This is a genomic window from Paracoccus haeundaensis (assembly GCF_006239215.1).
GTDB lineage: Bacteria > Pseudomonadota > Alphaproteobacteria > Rhodobacterales > Rhodobacteraceae > Paracoccus > Paracoccus marcusii.
The window spans coordinates 68,298-83,354 of the sequence record NZ_VDDC01000018.1; the positions used below are offsets into that span (position 1 = coordinate 68,298).

11 protein-coding genes are annotated in these 15,057 nt (G+C 68.1%); 5 read left to right on the plus strand and 6 right to left on the minus strand.

What is annotated here, in order from left to right; translation table 11 throughout:
* Positions 1-11 precede the first annotated feature (11 nt).
* The 3 genes from ruvA to dnaE form a co-directional block, all read right to left on the minus strand.
* Positions 12-722: a Holliday junction branch migration protein RuvA gene (gene ruvA / locus FHD67_RS11605; RefSeq protein WP_046001371.1), complete on the minus strand. Its 711-nt coding sequence runs from the start codon at positions 720-722 to the stop codon at positions 12-14.
* The gene (ruvC, locus tag FHD67_RS11610; RefSeq protein WP_045981454.1) at positions 719-1,228 is read right to left on the minus strand and encodes a crossover junction endodeoxyribonuclease RuvC; all 510 of its coding nucleotides are present in this window, start codon (positions 1,226-1,228) and stop codon (positions 719-721) included. Before ruvC ends, ruvA begins: the two co-directional genes overlap by 4 nt.
* 99 nt (positions 1,229-1,327) lie before the next feature.
* The gene (dnaE, locus tag FHD67_RS11615) at positions 1,328-4,798 is read right to left on the minus strand and encodes a DNA polymerase III subunit alpha (protein WP_139598782.1); all 3,471 of its coding nucleotides are present in this window, start codon (positions 4,796-4,798) and stop codon (positions 1,328-1,330) included.
* A 104-nt stretch (positions 4,799-4,902) separates the two neighbouring features.
* Here dnaE and FHD67_RS11620 point away from each other — a divergent pair, with 104 nt between their 5' ends.
* The 5 genes from FHD67_RS11620 (at position 4,903) to FHD67_RS11640 (ending at position 10,734) form a co-directional block, all read left to right on the plus strand.
* The gene (locus FHD67_RS11620; RefSeq protein ID WP_176695110.1) at positions 4,903-6,414 is read left to right on the plus strand and encodes an ABC transporter ATP-binding protein; all 1,512 of its coding nucleotides are present in this window, start codon (positions 4,903-4,905) and stop codon (positions 6,412-6,414) included.
* Positions 6,411-7,487, plus strand: a complete 1,077-nt coding sequence (locus tag FHD67_RS11625; protein ID WP_046001368.1) for an ABC transporter permease — start codon at positions 6,411-6,413, stop codon at positions 7,485-7,487. Before FHD67_RS11620 ends, FHD67_RS11625 begins: the two co-directional genes overlap by 4 nt.
* Positions 7,484-8,371, plus strand: coding sequence for an ABC transporter permease (locus tag FHD67_RS11630; protein WP_139598783.1), 888 nt, complete (start codon positions 7,484-7,486; stop codon positions 8,369-8,371). The genes FHD67_RS11625 and FHD67_RS11630 overlap by 4 nt, the downstream gene beginning before the upstream one ends.
* 31 nt (positions 8,372-8,402) lie before the next feature.
* On the plus strand, positions 8,403-9,479 hold the full coding sequence (locus tag FHD67_RS11635; protein WP_046001367.1) for a BMP family ABC transporter substrate-binding protein: 1,077 nt from the start codon (positions 8,403-8,405) through the stop codon (positions 9,477-9,479).
* A 148-nt stretch (positions 9,480-9,627) separates the two neighbouring features.
* Positions 9,628-10,734 carry a vWA domain-containing protein gene (locus FHD67_RS11640; RefSeq protein ID WP_176695108.1) on the plus strand — a complete coding sequence of 369 codons (1,107 nt, stop codon included), beginning with the start codon at positions 9,628-9,630 and terminating at the stop codon, positions 10,732-10,734.
* Here FHD67_RS11640 and purU read toward each other — a convergent pair.
* The 3 genes from purU to FHD67_RS11655 form a co-directional block, all read right to left on the minus strand.
* Complete coding sequence (gene purU / locus FHD67_RS11645) at positions 10,731-11,615, minus strand: formyltetrahydrofolate deformylase (protein ID WP_046001366.1); 885 nt, start codon at positions 11,613-11,615, stop codon at positions 10,731-10,733. The two genes, FHD67_RS11640 and purU, sit on opposite strands and share 4 nt — an antisense overlap.
* Positions 11,616-11,731: 116 nt before the next feature.
* Positions 11,732-12,898 (minus strand): M20 aminoacylase family protein, encoded by a 1,167-nt coding sequence (locus FHD67_RS11650; RefSeq protein ID WP_045981468.1) that lies wholly within the window; start codon positions 12,896-12,898, stop codon positions 11,732-11,734.
* A 90-nt stretch (positions 12,899-12,988) separates the two neighbouring features.
* Positions 12,989-14,821, minus strand: coding sequence for an ABC transporter ATP-binding protein (locus FHD67_RS11655; RefSeq protein ID WP_046001365.1), 1,833 nt, complete (start codon positions 14,819-14,821; stop codon positions 12,989-12,991).
* Positions 14,822-15,057: the final 236 nt, after the last annotated feature.

A 15,057-nucleotide genomic window follows, 5' to 3' on the forward strand; every position in this document is an offset into this window, starting at 1 on the left:
AGACCTCCGGTTCAGTCCTTGGGCGCCAGCAGACGCAGCGCCGCGCGGATCAACGCGGGCATGGCCGCCGCCGGTTCCCGCGCCTGCGCCTCGGCCACGGCGGATGCCGCCTCGGACGGACCATAGCCCAGATTGGTCAGCGCCGACAGCGCATCCGCCATCGCCTGACCCTGATGCGCGCCGGTCGCGGGGGCGGGGGCATCGGCGCGACCGCGCGCGGATGCCGTGGAGGGGCCGGGCTCGATGCCCGGTTCCTCCGCATGACCGCCCGCGGCAACGTCCCCCGCGTCGATGGTCAGCGCGCCGCCCAGGGCCATGACCGACGGCGCCTTGTCCTTCAGTTCCAGCACGATCCGCTGCGCCAGCTTGGGACCGACCCCGTTCGCCTTGCGAACCGACGCCCAGTCCCCCAGCGCGATCGCCCGGCCCAGCCCCTCGGGGCCCAGCGTGCTCAGGATCGCCAGCGACACCTTGGCACCGACCCCCTGGACCGACGTCAGCAGCCGGTGCCACTCCTTGTCCAGCATGGTCGGGAATCCGAACAGCTGCAAAAGATCCTCGCGCACCACCAGTTCGGTATACAGCGCCGCCGCCTGCCCCACCGGCGGCAGCCCCGCCGCCGTCCGCTCGCTGACATGCACGATGTATCCCACGCCCCGCACGTCGATCAGCACGTGATCGCGCGCCCGGTGCAGGATGACCCCCGCGATCCGCCCGATCATGCCGCGCCCCGCTTGGGCGTGGCGACCCGCAGCGACCGTCCCTGCAGATGACGGGCGTGACAGATGGCGATGGCCAGTGCATCCGCCGCGTCCGCGCTGTCGAAGACCGCCCCGGGCAACTGGATGCGGACCATGTGCTGGACCTGCTCCTTGCCCGCGTGCCCCACGCCCACGACGGTCTTCTTGACCGCGTTGGGCGCGTATTCCCCGACCGATATCCCGGCCTCGGCTGGCGCCAGCAGGGCCACGCCCCGCGCCTGCCCCAACTTCAGCGTCCCGGTCGCGTCCTTGTTGACGAAGGTCTGCTCGACCGCGGCCTCGTCGGGGGCATGGGTCGCGATGACCGCGCACAGGCCCCGGAACAGGACCGACAGCCGCGCGCCCAGATCCTGCGCGCCGTCCGAATGGATGGTGCCGTTGGCGATGTGACGGATGCGCGATCCGTCCACCTCGATCATCCCCCAGCCCATGTTCCGCAAACCGGGATCGATACCCAAGACCTTCATGCTGCCCTCTTTTTTCCGATTGCTAGCACGAAGCGCGAACATCTGGCTAGGGGCATGCCGCGGCGGGGCATGGGTATTCGAACGACGAAGACGCCCGGCTCACTCCTCGACCACGTCCAGCACGCCGGGCACCGCGCGCAGCGCCTGGCGCGCGGGGGTGGTCAGGGGGGCGTCGTTGGCGACCTCGATCTCGATGATCTCGTCGCCCTCGCGGATGCGCAGGCGGATCGGGCCGCGCGACCGGGGCGGCACGATGATGTCGGTGCGGATGCGGGTCAGCACCTCGACCAGGCGCGGGATCGTGTCGGCGCCCTGCATCTCGACCGCAAGGCAGCCTGCACCCGCGTCGGCCACGGCGTCCTCCAGCGCGGTGACCGAATTCGCCAGCATCTTGACCTGATCGCCCGACGGCTCGACCTTGACCTGCAGCACGACGCTGGCGCCCGGTTCCAGCTTGTCGCGGCTTGCGGTCAGCAGGTCCGAGAACACCGTGACCTCATACAGCCCCGTGGGGTCCGACAGGCTGACGAAGGCATAGGCGGTGCCCTTGGCGGACTTGCGCTCCATCCGCGCGGCGACCGTGCCCGCGATCTGGGCCACCAGCGGGCCGTTCAGCGCGTCCTGGCTGATCTCGGCCAGGGTCATCACCTTCTTGCGACGCAGGGCCGGCAGATAGTCGTCCAGCGGATGCCCGGACAGATAGAATCCGACGGCCTTGTGCTCCTCTCCCAGCTTCTCGGTCGGCAGCCAGATGCCCGACAGGGGGGCACGCGGCGGCGGCAGATCCTCTCCGCCCCCGAACAGCGACGTCTGGCTGGAGGCGGCCTGGCTCTGGACCGCCGCCGACCAGGCGACCAGCCCGTCCAGCGACTTCATCACCCGGGCGCGGTTGTCGTCCAGTCCGTCGAAGGCGCCGGCGCGGGCCAGCATCTCCAGCGGGCGCTTGCCCACCCGCTTCATGTCGGTGCGCCGTGCCAGGTCGTGGATGTCGCGGAACGGCTGGTCCGCGCGCGCATCGTGGATCAGGCGCATCGCCTCCAGGCCCACGCCCTTCAGCGCGCCCAGGGCATAGTGGATGCGCCCTGGCCCCACGGTGAAGGTCGGCGCCGAGCGGTTGACGCAGGGCGGCACGATCTCGATCCCCATCCGATCGCATTCGCGTTTGTAGACGGCCAGCTTGTCGGTCAGGTGGATGTCGCAGTTCATCACCGCGGCCATGAACTCGACCGGGTGGTTCGCCTTCAGCCACGCGGTCTGATAGCTGACCACGGCATAGGCGGCCGCGTGCGACTTGTTGAAGCCGTAGTTGGCGAACTTTTCCAGCAGGTCGAAGACCTCTCCGGCCTTCTTGTCGGGCACGCCGTTGGCGACCGCGCCCTTGACGAACTTGGGCCGCTCCTTGGCCATCTCGGCCGCGATCTTCTTGCCCATTGCCCGGCGCAGCAGGTCGGCGCCGCCCAGCGAATAGCCCGCCATGACCTGGGCGATCTGCATCACCTGTTCCTGATAGACGATGATGCCCTGGGTCTCGGCCAGGATGTCGTCGATGGTCGGGTGGATCGATTCCAGGTCGCGCAGGCCGTTCTTGACCTCGCAATAGGTCGGGATGTTCTCCATCGGGCCGGGACGGTACAGCGCCACCAGCGCCACGATGTCCTCGATGCAGGTGGGCTTCATGCGGCGCAGCGCGTCCATCATGCCGCTGGATTCCACCTGGAACACCGCGACCGTGCGCGCGCTGGCGAACAGGTCATAGCTGGCCTTGTCGTCCAGCGGGATCAGGTTGATCTGGTTTTCCGTCCCCGGCGCGGGGTCGTACAACTGCCGCCCGTCGGCGGCGATGTGCAGCGGACGGCCCTGACCGTTGATCAGGTCGACCGCATTCTGGATCACCGTCAGCGTCTTGAGGCCCAGGAAGTCGAACTTGACCAGGCCGGCCTGCTCCACCCATTTCATGTTGAACTGGGTCGCCGGCATGTCGGATGCCGGATCGCGGTACAGCGGCACCAGCTGGTCCAATGGCCGGTCCCCGATCACCACCCCCGCCGCGTGGGTGGAGGCGTTGCGATAAAGCCCCTCCAGCTGTTCGGCGTAATCCAGCAGGCGGGCCACCACCTCCTCGCGCGCGGCCTCGCGCAGGCGCGGCTCGTCGGCGCGGGCCTTGGCGATGCTGACGGGTTTCACCCCCTCGACCGGAATCATCTTGGACAGGCGGTCCACCTGGCCGAAGGGCAGCTGCAGGACGCGGCCCACGTCGCGCACCGCAGCCTTGGACAGCAGCGCGCCGAAGGTGATGATCTGGCCCACCTTGTCGGCCCCGTACTTGCCCTGCACGTAACGGATCACCTCCTCGCGGCGGTCCATGCAGAAGTCGATGTCGAAATCCGGCATGCTGACCCGTTCGGGGTTCAGGAACCGCTCGAACAGCAGGTTGTAGCGCAGGGGGTCCAGGTCCGTGATGGTCAGCGCATAGGCGACCAGCGATCCGGCGCCCGACCCGCGGCCGGGTCCGACCGGGATGCCCTGTTCCTTGGCCCAGTGGATGAAATCGGCCACGATCAGGAAATAGCCGGGGAAACCCATCTGCTCGATGATGCCCAGTTCGAAATCCAGGCGCGCGGTGTATTCCTCGACCGTGACCGCGTGGGGGATGACCTTCAGCCGCTCGACCAGGCCGGCATGGGCCTGGCGACGCAGTTCGGTCACCTCGTCATCGGCGAACCTGGGCAGGATCGGCGCGTGCTTGGACACCGCGAAGGCGCAGCGGCGGGCGATCTCGACGGTGTTCTCGATCGCCTCGGGCAGGTCGGCGAACAGGACCGCCATCTCTTCGGCGGACTTGAAGTAATGCTGGGGCGTCAGGCGGCGACGGGGCTGGGACTGGTCGACATAGGCCTTCTCGGCGATGCAGATCAGCGCGTCATGCGCCTCGTACATGGTGGTCTTGGGAAAATAGACATCGTTCGTCGCCACCAGCGGCAGACCCTTGGCATAGGCCAGATCGACCAGACCGCCCTCGGACGCGGCCTCGGCGGCCATCAGCTGGCCGTTATCGCCGGGATGGCGCTGCAGTTCGACATAGAGCCGGTCGCCGAAGGACGCCGCCAGCCGGTCCACCAGCGCCTCGGCCTTGGGCATCTGGCCCTGCGCGATCAGCAGGCCCAAGGGACCCGTCGCGCCCCCGGTCAGGCAGATGAGCCCCTCGGCCTTGGCGCACAGCTCGTCGACCGTCACATGCGGCAGCGCCCCGCCCTCGCGCAGATAGAGGCAGGTGGACAGCGCCATCAGGTTCATCCACCCCGCCTGGTTCTGTGCCAGAAGGACGACCGGCCCGGTGGCCTCGGCCATCAGTGTCACCTGACAGCCGATAATGGGCTGGATGCCCTTGTCGCGGGCCTTCACGCTGAATTCCAGCGCGGCGAACATGTTGTTCGTGTCGGTCAGCGCGACCGCCGGCATGCCCGCCTCGAAGGCAAGGCTTGGCAATTTGCCTACGGGAATGGCACCTTCCAGCAACGAATGCTCGGAATGTGTGCGAAGATGGATGAATCGGGGGGATTTTGCGGCCATGATCGGGACAGTATCGCAGCGTGACCAAACAGTGCAATTGCGCGGCTGCCGAATTGCGGTCTAAGCAGGTCAGGAATTTGACCAAGGGGACAGAATTGACCGACATGCCCGTGTTCCGCGCCAGGGGTCTGGGCAAGTCCTATCCCGGCGTCCGCGCCAATGACGACGTGTCGTTCCACGTCATGCCCGGAGAGATCCACGCCCTGCTGGGCGAGAACGGCGCGGGCAAGTCGACGCTGGTCAAGATGATCTATGGGCTGGTGCGCCCCGATGACGGGCAGATGTGGCTGGGCGACGGCGCCCATGCGCCCTCCGATCCACGGGCGGCGCGGGCGGCGGGCGTCGCGATGGTGTTCCAGCATTTCAGCCTGTTCGACGCGCTGACGGTCGCCGAGAACATCGCCCTGGGGATGGAGAACCCGCCGCCGCGGCGCGAACTGTCGGCGCGCATCACCAAGGTCAGCCATGATTTCGGCCTGCCGCTGAACCCCGCGCGGCGCATCGTCACCCTGTCGGCCGGCGAACGCCAGCGGGTCGAGATCATCCGCTGCCTGCTGCAGAACCCGCGCCTGTTGATCATGGACGAGCCGACCAGCGTGCTGACCCCGCAGGAGGCCGAGCTGCTGTTCGCGACCCTGCGCAAGCTGGCGGCGCAAGGCACTGCGATCCTGTACATCAGCCACAAGCTGGACGAGATCCGCAGCCATTGCGACCGCGCCACGATCCTGCGGCACGGCAAGGTCGTCGACAGCTGCGACCCCCGGGCCCATTCCGCCCGCAACCTGGCCGCGATGATGGTCGGCGGCCAGATGCGCCAGATCGACCGCAGCGGTCGCCAGCCCGGCGCCGTCCTGCTGGAGGTGCGCGCCCTGTCCCAGCCCGCTCCCAATGCCGAGGGCACGGCGCTGAAGGACATCGCCCTGTCCCTGCGGGCCGGAGAGATCCTGGGCATCGGCGGCGTCGCCGGCAACGGCCAGGAGGAGCTGCTGGCCGCCCTGTCGGGCGAGGTCCGCAGCGCGCCCGGCACCGTCACGCTGGAGGGCGCGGACCTGTCCGCCGCCGGCCCCGAACCGCGCCGCGTCAAGGGCCTGCTCAGCGCGCCCGAGGACCGGCTGGGCCATGCCGCCGTCCCCGATTTCAGCCTGACCGAGAATACGCTGCTGACGGCGGGCAGCCGCAAGTCCCTTGTCCGAGGCGGGCTGATCGACCACAGGGCCGCGCGCGACTATGCGCTGGCGGTGATCGACGGGTTCGACGTCCGCACCCCCGGCCCCCATGTCGCGGCCCGCGCCCTGTCCGGCGGCAACCTGCAGAAATTCGTCATCGGCCGAGAGGTCATGCAGAACCCGCGCGTGCTGGTCGTGAACCAGCCCACCTGGGGCGTGGATGCGGGGGCAGCAGCCAGCGTGCGGCAATCGCTGCTGGACCTGGCCCGCCAGGGCGCGGGCGTCATCGTCATCTCTCAGGATCTGGATGAGCTTTTGGAACTGTCCGACCGTTTCTGCGCCTTGAACGAAGGCCGCCTGTCGCCCCCCGTGCCCACCGACGGCCTGACGCTGGACCGCATCGGGCTGATGCTGGGCGGCGCGCATGGCATGGAAGAGGCGCATCTATGATCACGCTGATCCCGCGCCAAAGCGCCTCGACCGGCTGGCAGGTCGCGACGCCGGTCATGGCCGTGCTGGCCACGATGATCGCCGGCGGGCTGCTGTTCGCGATGCTGGGGCATGACCCGGTCGCGGCGATCCGCACGATCTTCTGGGACCCGCTGTTCGGCCCTGCCGCCGGCTATTCCCGGCCGCAGCTGCTGATCAAGGCCGCGCCGCTGATCCTGATCGCCTCCGGGCTGGCCATCGGCTTTCGCGCCGGCATCTGGAACATCGGGGCCGAGGGGCAGTACATCATCGGCGGCATCACCGGCGCCGCAGTCGCCTTGGCGCTGTACCCGCTGGAAGCATGGTGGCTGTTTCCGCTGATGGTCGCGGCCGGACTGGCCGGGGGCTGGGCCTGGGGCATGATCCCCGCGATGCTAAGGAACTGGTTCGGTGCATCGGAAATCCTGGTGTCGCTGATGCTGGTCTATGTCGCGCAGCGGATCGCCGCATGGATGGCCTTCGGCCCGATGCGCAACCCGCAGGGCATGGGCTTTCCCGGATCGCGCAACCTGCAGCAATACCCCTCGGCCGCGAACCCCGAGCTGATCGCCGGGACCGGCGCGCATTGGGGCGTCGTGGCCGCCGCCGCCGCGGTCCTGGCCACGTGGTTCCTGATGAGCCGCCACATCCGCGGGTTCCACATCCGCGCCGCCGGCACCGCGCCCCGTGCCGCGCGGTTCGCGGGCGTGCGGCCGCAGACGCTGGTCGCGTTCTGCCTGGGCCTGTCGGGCGCGCTGGCCGGTGCCGCGGGCCTGTTCGAGGTCGCGGGCCCCGCGGGCCAGATCACCGACAAGCTGGGCGTGGGATACGGGTTTACCGCGATCATCGTGGCGTTCCTGGGGCGGCTGCATCCGGTGGGCATCCTGCTGGCGGGACTGCTGCTGGCGCTGACCTATATCGGGGGCGAACTGGCTCAGCTGACCATGTCGCTGCCCGCCGCGACCGTGCAGGTGTTCCAGGGGATGCTGCTGTTCTTCCTGTTGGGCTTCGACGTCCTGACCCGCTATCAGATCCGCAGAAGGCGCACCGCATGATCGACCCCCTGTCCGTCTTTCTGCTGCTGATCTCGGCATCGACCCCGATCCTGTTCGCCGCCCTGGGCGAACTGGTCGTGGAACGCGCGGGCGTCCTGAACCTGGGGGTCGAGGGGATGATGATCACCGGCGCGCTGGCCGGTTTCGCCGCTGCCTATGCCAGCGGCAATCCGTTCCTGGGGTTTCTGGTCGCGGCCGTGGCGGGGGCGGCCATATCGCTGCTGTTCGCGGCGCTGACGCAGCTGTTCCTGGCCAACCAGGTCGCATCGGGCCTGGCGCTGACCCTGTTCGGCCTGGGCCTGGCCGCGATGTTCGGCAAGCCGTTCGAGGGGGTCAAGGCGCCGCCCATGCCGATCGGGCCGCTGCGCATCAACTGGATCGTGTGGCTGGGGCTGGCGATGGTGCCGGTCGTCTGGTGGTTCCTGAACCGCACCCGGCGCGGCCTGGTCCTGCGCGGCGTCGGAGAGAACCACGAGGCCGCCCATGCCCTGGGCTATGACGTGCGCGTGACACGTCTGGCGGCCATCGCCTTTGGCGGCGCAATGGCGGGGATCGGCGGGGCATTCATCTCGATCGCGACGGTCCTGCAATGGACCGAGGGGATGACCGCCGGTGCGGGCTGGATCGCGCTGGCGATCGTGGTCTTCTCGAACTGGACGGCGGCGGGCGTCCTGGCGGGGGCCTGGCTTTTCGGCGGCGTCACAGTGCTGCAGCTGCGCCTGCAGGCGGCGGGCGTGCAGGTGCCGGTGCAGCTGCTGTCGATGGCGCCCTATCTGGCGACCATCATCGTGCTGGTGGCCATCTCGGCCCGGCAGAAATACTCGCGACGCGCGGGGGCGGCTGCCCCCGGCTCGCTTGGGACCAACTTCCACGCGCTGCGGTAGAACTGCGGCCATACCAACCAAGAGGGATACCATGAACCGCAGACATCTTCTGGCCACGGCCGCCGCCCTGATGACCGCGATGGCCGCCCCGGCCATGGCCCAGGACGAGCCGCTGAAGGTCGGCTTCATCTATGTCGGCCCCGTGGGCGACGGCGGCTGGACCTATCAGCACGACCTGGCCCGCCAGGCCGTCGAGGCCGAGTTCGGCGACCGCGTCGAGACCACCTTCATCGAGAGCGTGCCGGAAGGCGCCGACGCCGAACGCGCCCTGACCCAGCTGGCCCTGGCCGGGAACGAGCTGATCTTCGCGACCAGCTTCGGCTTCATGGACCCGGTGATGAACGTCGCGGCCAAGTTTCCCGACATCAAGTTCGAACATGCCACCGGCTACAAGACGGCCGAGAACGTCGCGACCTATGACGCGCGCTTCTACGAGGGTCGGGCGGTCATCGGCACCATCGCGGGCCGCATGACGGAATCGAACAAGATCGGCTATATCGGGTCCTTCCCGATCCCCGAGGTGATCCAGGGCATCAACTCCAGCTTCATCCATGCCCGCAAGGTGAACCCGGACGTGGAGATGCGCGTAGTCTGGGCCTACAGCTGGTTCGACCCCGCCAAGGAGGCCGAGGCCGCGTCGGCGCTGTTGGCCGAGGGCGTGGACGTGATCCTGCAGCACACCGATTCGACCGCGCCCCTGGCCCAGGCCCAGCAGGCTGGCGCCATTGGCTTCGGTCAGGCCAGCGACATGGCGGCGTTCAAGCCCAGCCCGCGGGTGGCCTCGATCATCGATGAATGGTCGCCCTATTACATCAAGCGCGTCGGCGCGGTGCTGGACGGCACCTGGGAAAGCGGGTCCAGCTGGGCAGGCATCGGTGACGGAGAGGTCGTGATCGGAGAGATCACCGACGCCGTCCCCGCCGAGGTCAAGGCCGAGGCCGAGGCCCTGCGCGACGCCATCGGCGCGGGCGAATACCACCCCTTCACCGGGCCGCTGAACAAGGCCGACGGCACCGTCTGGCTGGCCGAGGGAGAGACCGCCAGCGACGCGGACCTGCAGTCGATGAACTTCTATGTCGAGGGCATCACCGCCCAGATCCCGCAGTAAGCGGCGCTGACCCACACCCTGCGCGCCCCGGTCCGAAACGGCCGGGGCGTTCGTCGTTCCGGCGACATCCCGCGCAGGCCCGGCCGCGATGATGACATCCGGCCGCGACCCCGGCGATACTGTGCGCAACCGATACCGGAGGCCGCCTGTGCGCCTGCTTGCCCTGACCGTTCTGCTGCTGTCCACCGCCCCTGCCCTGGCGCAGGACGCCGACGCGCTGCTGGCGCGCTTCCTGCAGGACCGGGGCGAGGATATCGACGCCTGCTTCACCGACATGCCACAGATGCGCGACGACCAGCGCGATGCCGATTTCCGGGGTGCGACGGACGCCCCGGTGCCCCTGCGGCGGCTGGTGGTGGCCTTCGACGCATCCGGGTCAATGGCGGGTGCGCTTGGCAGCGACACCAAGATGGCGGCGGCACGGCAGGCGGTCGAAGCCCTGCTGGACGACCTGCCTGATGACGTGATCGCCAGCCTGGTGGCCTTTGGCCATCGGGGCACGAACGATGATGCCGGTCGCGCCGCCAGCTGTGCGGGGGTCGAGACCCTGGTGCCTGCCACCGACAACACCACGGCGCTGAAGGCCGCGGTGCAGGCGCTGGAACCGGCGGGCTGGACGCCCTTGGCCGATGCGCTGGCCGCCGCCGGGACGCAGCTGTCGCCGTCAGACGCAGTGGGCGAACAGGTCGTCTATGTCGTGTCGGACGGAGAGGAGACCTGCGGCGGCGATCCCGTGGAACAGGCCCGCGCCCTGCATGACGGCAACATCCGCGCCGTCGTCAACATCCTGGGCCTGGACCTGCCCGCCGACGAACGCGCCCAGCTGGAGGCCGTGGCCCAGGCCGGGGGCGGCCTGTTCACCCCCATCACCACGCAAAGCGAACTGGCGCGCGAGATCGAGGAGAGGCGTCGCTGGAACGCCAACAGCTTCGAGATGCTGAGAACCAACAACCAGGCGTCGATGACCCAGCTGCGCAATTCCAACGCCGCCGGAGGTGCGCTGCTGCGGCTGGACAACTGCATCGGTGGCCGTTCGCTGCGCGAGAGCAACCGGGTGCGTGCCTGGTCACGCGACCAGGATCTGACCCCCGACCAGCAGGCCGCGCTGCGCGCCGCGCTGACAGCCGCGCATGACGCCCATGACGCCCGCGCGGCAGAAATCCGCAGCACGCTGGAGGCCGCGCGCGACGGCGCAAACCAGGCCGTCCAGGATCAGCGCGACGCCGACGCGGCCGAGTTCGAGACGGTGCGTTAACCCATCCGCTCGCTGGCATAGCTGCCGGGCGACGGCGGGAAGACCACCGTCTTGGCCGCATTCAGGAAGACCCGGCCGTGGATATGGGCATGGACCGCGCGGGCCAGCACCTGCGCCTCGACGTCGCGGCCCAGGGAGACATAGTCGCCGGGGGACTGGGCATGGGTCACGCGGACCGTGTCCTGTTCGATGATCGGGCCCTCGTCCAGGTCGGCGGTGACGTAATGGCTGGTCGCGCCGATCAGCTTGACGCCCCGCTCATAGGCCTGCTTGTAGGGGTTCGCGCCCTTGAAGCTGGGCAGGAAGGAGTGGTGGATGTTGATGATCCGCCCCGACATCTGCTGGCACATCCGGTCCGACAGCACCTGCATATAGCGCGCCAGCACGACCAGCTCGGCCCCGGTCTGGTCGATGATCTCCATCTGACGGGCCTCGGCCTCGGCCTTGTTCTCGGGCGTGACGCGGATCATGTGGAAGGGGATGTCGTGGTTCACGACGACCTTCTGGTATTCGTGGTGGTTCGACACGACGCCCACGATCTCGATCGGCAGGGCACCGATGCGCCAGCGGTACAGCAGGTCGTTCAGGCAGTGCCCGAACCGGCTGACCATGATCATCACCTTCTTCTTGACGGCATCGTCGGTGATCTCGACCTCCATGCCGAAGCGGGTGGCGATGGGCGCGAAAGCCGCGCGCAGGCTCTCCAGCGTCGCGGCCCCTTCGGAGCGGAAGCTGACCCGCATGAAGAACCGCCCCGTCTCGACATCGTCGAACTGGGCGCTGTCGGTGATGTTGCAATCCGCATCCGCCAGCGCGCCGGAAATCGCCGCGACGATGCCGCGGGTCGAGGCGCAGGTCACGCGCAGGGTGAAGGTCTTCATATGGGGTCCCCGTTTTGCCGATGGCGCGAACGCCACCGGCATTTCAACGCATTGCCCGCGAAGGGCAATCACGTTTGCGACGGCGGGGGGCCGCCCGCGACATCAGGCGGCCTGCATTAGGCCGCCGGCAGCCGCGCCTCGACCATGCCCGCATACCAGCTGGAGCCCGCCGGGATCGCGTCGTCGTTGAAATTGTAGGCCGGGTGATGAACCATCGCCGTGTCGCCGTTGCCGACCCAGATGTAGGCGCCGGGACGTTCGTTCAGCATGTAGCTGAAATCCTCGCCGCCCATCATCGGCTGCATGTCCATGTTCACCCCGCCCGAGATGTCGCGCGCCACGTCGGCGGCCCATTCCGTCGCCTGCGGGTCGTTCATCGTGACCGGATAGCCACGCTGGTAATCGACATCGGCGCGCGCGCCCATCGCGGCGGCGATGTTGGTGGCGACGCGCTTGATCCCCTCCTCCAACTGGTCGCGGACCTCGGGGGCCAGGCTACGGGCGGTGCCCTTCAGCTGGACGACCTGCGGGATCACGTTATGCGCCGTCGAATCCGTCGACACCACGCAGACCGAGATCACCGCGTTCTTCAGCGGGTCAATGTTGCGCGCCACGACCGACTGCAGCGCCACGACGATCTGGGCGGCGGTCAGGGTGGTGTCGATGCATTCATGGGGCTTTGCGGCATGGCCGCCCTTGCCTGTCACGGTGATGTCGAACTGATCGGCCGCCGCCATCATCGCGCCGGGCCGGATCGAGAACTGGCCCACCGGCATGCCGGGCATGTTGTGCATGCCATAGAACTCGTCGATCTTCCAGCGGTCGACCAGACCGTCCAGCACCATCGCCTCGCCCCCGGCACCGCCTTCTTCCGCGGGCTGGAAGATCACGATGGCGGTGCCGTCGAAATTGCGCGTCTCGGCCAGATACTTGGCCGCACCCAGCAGCATGGCGGTGTGGCCGTCATGGCCGCAGGCGTGCATCTTGCCCGGCGTCTTTGACGCGTATTCCACGCCCGTCTGCTCGATGATCGGCAGCGCGTCCATGTCGGCGCGCAGGCCCACGACGCGGCCCTTGCTGTCGGTCCGGCCCTTGATGACGCCGACGACGCCCGTGCGGCCCACGCCCTCGGTCACTTCGTCACAGCCGAATTCGCGCAGCAGGTCGGCCACGCGGCCCGCTGTGCGGTGGACGTCGTACAGCAGTTCGGGATGTTCGTGGAAATCGCGGCGCCAGGCGGTGATTTCGGGCAGCAGTTCGGCAAAGCGGTTCTTGACGGGCATGGTTGTCTCCTTCGGGCGCAGGGTGGCGATTTCCTGCACGATCTGCAAGAGGGGCCAGGGGCACCCCGCCACGCCCTGCCCGAAAAGCGATCAGCCGTGGGTGACCGGATCGACCAGCACGCGGTGCCCCGGCGCGACCTCTCGGTAGACGGACGGCCTGGCCACGTAATCGACCGGGTGCATGGGCGACGGGATGGGCTTGAAGCTCAGATCCTCGGTGATCTTCTTCTGGCGCGGGTCGGCCACGGGCACCGCCGACATCAGCTGGCGGGTATAGCTGTGCTGGGGGTTCTCGAAGACCTGCCGGCGGGTGCCCAGTTCGACGATGCGGCCCAGATACATCACGCCCACATGGTGGCTGACGCGTTCGACGACGGCCATGTCATGGCTGATGAACAGCATCGAAATGCCCAGGTCCTGCTGCAGCTCCATCAGCAGGTTCAGCACCTGCGCCTGGACCGACACGTCCAGCGCCGACACGGCCTCGTCCGCGATGATCAGCTTGGGGTTCAGCGCCAGGGCGCGGGCGATGGCGATGCGCTGGCGCTGGCCGCCCGACATCTCGTGCGGATAGCGCCGCATGAAGCTGCGCGGCAGTTCCACCCGGTCGAACAGGGCGGCGATGCGGTCCTGGCGTTCGGACTTGCTGCCGATGCCATAGTTCTCCATCGGCTCTGCGACCTGGTCGTAGAGCTTCATGTGCGGGTCCAGGCTGGCGAACGGGTCCTGAAAGATCATCTGCATGTCGCGGCGCGACTTGCGCAGCGCGTTCGCAGACAGGCCGATGATGTCGGTGCCGCCCAGATCGACCGTGCCCGATTCGGGCTCGACCAGGCGCAGGATCGACCGCCCGCAGGTGGACTTTCCGCAGCCGGATTCGCCAACCAGCGACAGCGTCTCGCCGGCGTTGATGGTAAAGCTGACATCCTCGACCGCGTGCACCCGCGCGACGGTGCGGCGCAGCAGGCCGCCCTTGACCTTGAACCGCGTGGTCAGGTTCTTGACCGTCAGCAGCGGCGTGGGGTTGGCGACGACAATGGGTTCGGGGGCGCCGGTCGATCCGTCGCTCATCAGGCGCAGGCGTTCGGGGGCGGCCTTGCCGGTCATCTCGCCCAGGCGCGGGACGGCGGCCAGCAGCATCTTGGTGTAATCCCGCTGAGGATTCTCGAAGATCTGCTCGACCGGGCCTTCCTCGACCTTCTCGCCGCGATACATGACCACCACGCGGTCGGCCATCTGGGCGACCACGGCCATGTCATGGGTGATGAAAAGGACGGCAATCTGCTTTTCCCGCTTCAGCCGGTCGATCAGCGCCAGGATCTCCGCCTGGATCGTCACGTCCAGCGCTGTCGTGGGCTCGTCGCAGATCAGCAGGCGAGGCTCGCAGGCCATGGCGATGGCGATCACGACGCGCTGGCGCATGCCGCCCGACAGTTCGTGCGGATACTGGTCCAGCCGGCGTTCGGGTTCGGGAATGCGGACCTGGCGCAGGATCTCCAGCGCGCGGGCGCGGGCCTCGGCCTTCTTCAGGCCGCGATGGGTGATCAACCCCTCGACCAGCTGGTCGCCGACGGTGAAGACCGGGTTCAGCGCGGTCATCGGCTCCTGGAAGATCATGCCGATCTGATTGCCGCGGATGTCGCGCATCGCGGCGCTGTTCTGGCGGGCCAGGTCGACGACCTTGCCGTCATCCTGTTCGAACATCAGCTGGCCGCCCGCGATGGTGCCCCCGCCGAATTCCACCAGCCGCATCAGCGACAGCGAGCTGACCGATTTCCCCGACCCGGATTCGCCCACCACGCAGACGCATTCGCCCGGCTTGATGTTGAAGCTGACATCCTTGACGCCGACCACGACCCCATCGTTGGTTTCGAATTCGACCCGCAGTTTCTCAATGGAAACAAGAGGTTTGTCGTCAAGCATCTGGGGCCCCCGGGAAAGATCAAGCCAGCAGGCTAGCCATTGCCCGGGGAAAGTCAAAGCCCAAACGCATGTGCGATGGGTCTTGCCTTTCGCAGAGGCTTCGTTCGATGATGCGCGCATTCCGCAGGGACGATGACAACACGAACAACCACCCGGACAATCGGGGACGCGACAAGACGATCAGCCCCCGAATGGCTGAAGGTGGCGTGGAACCCCCCGCGGGCCGCAACACCCAA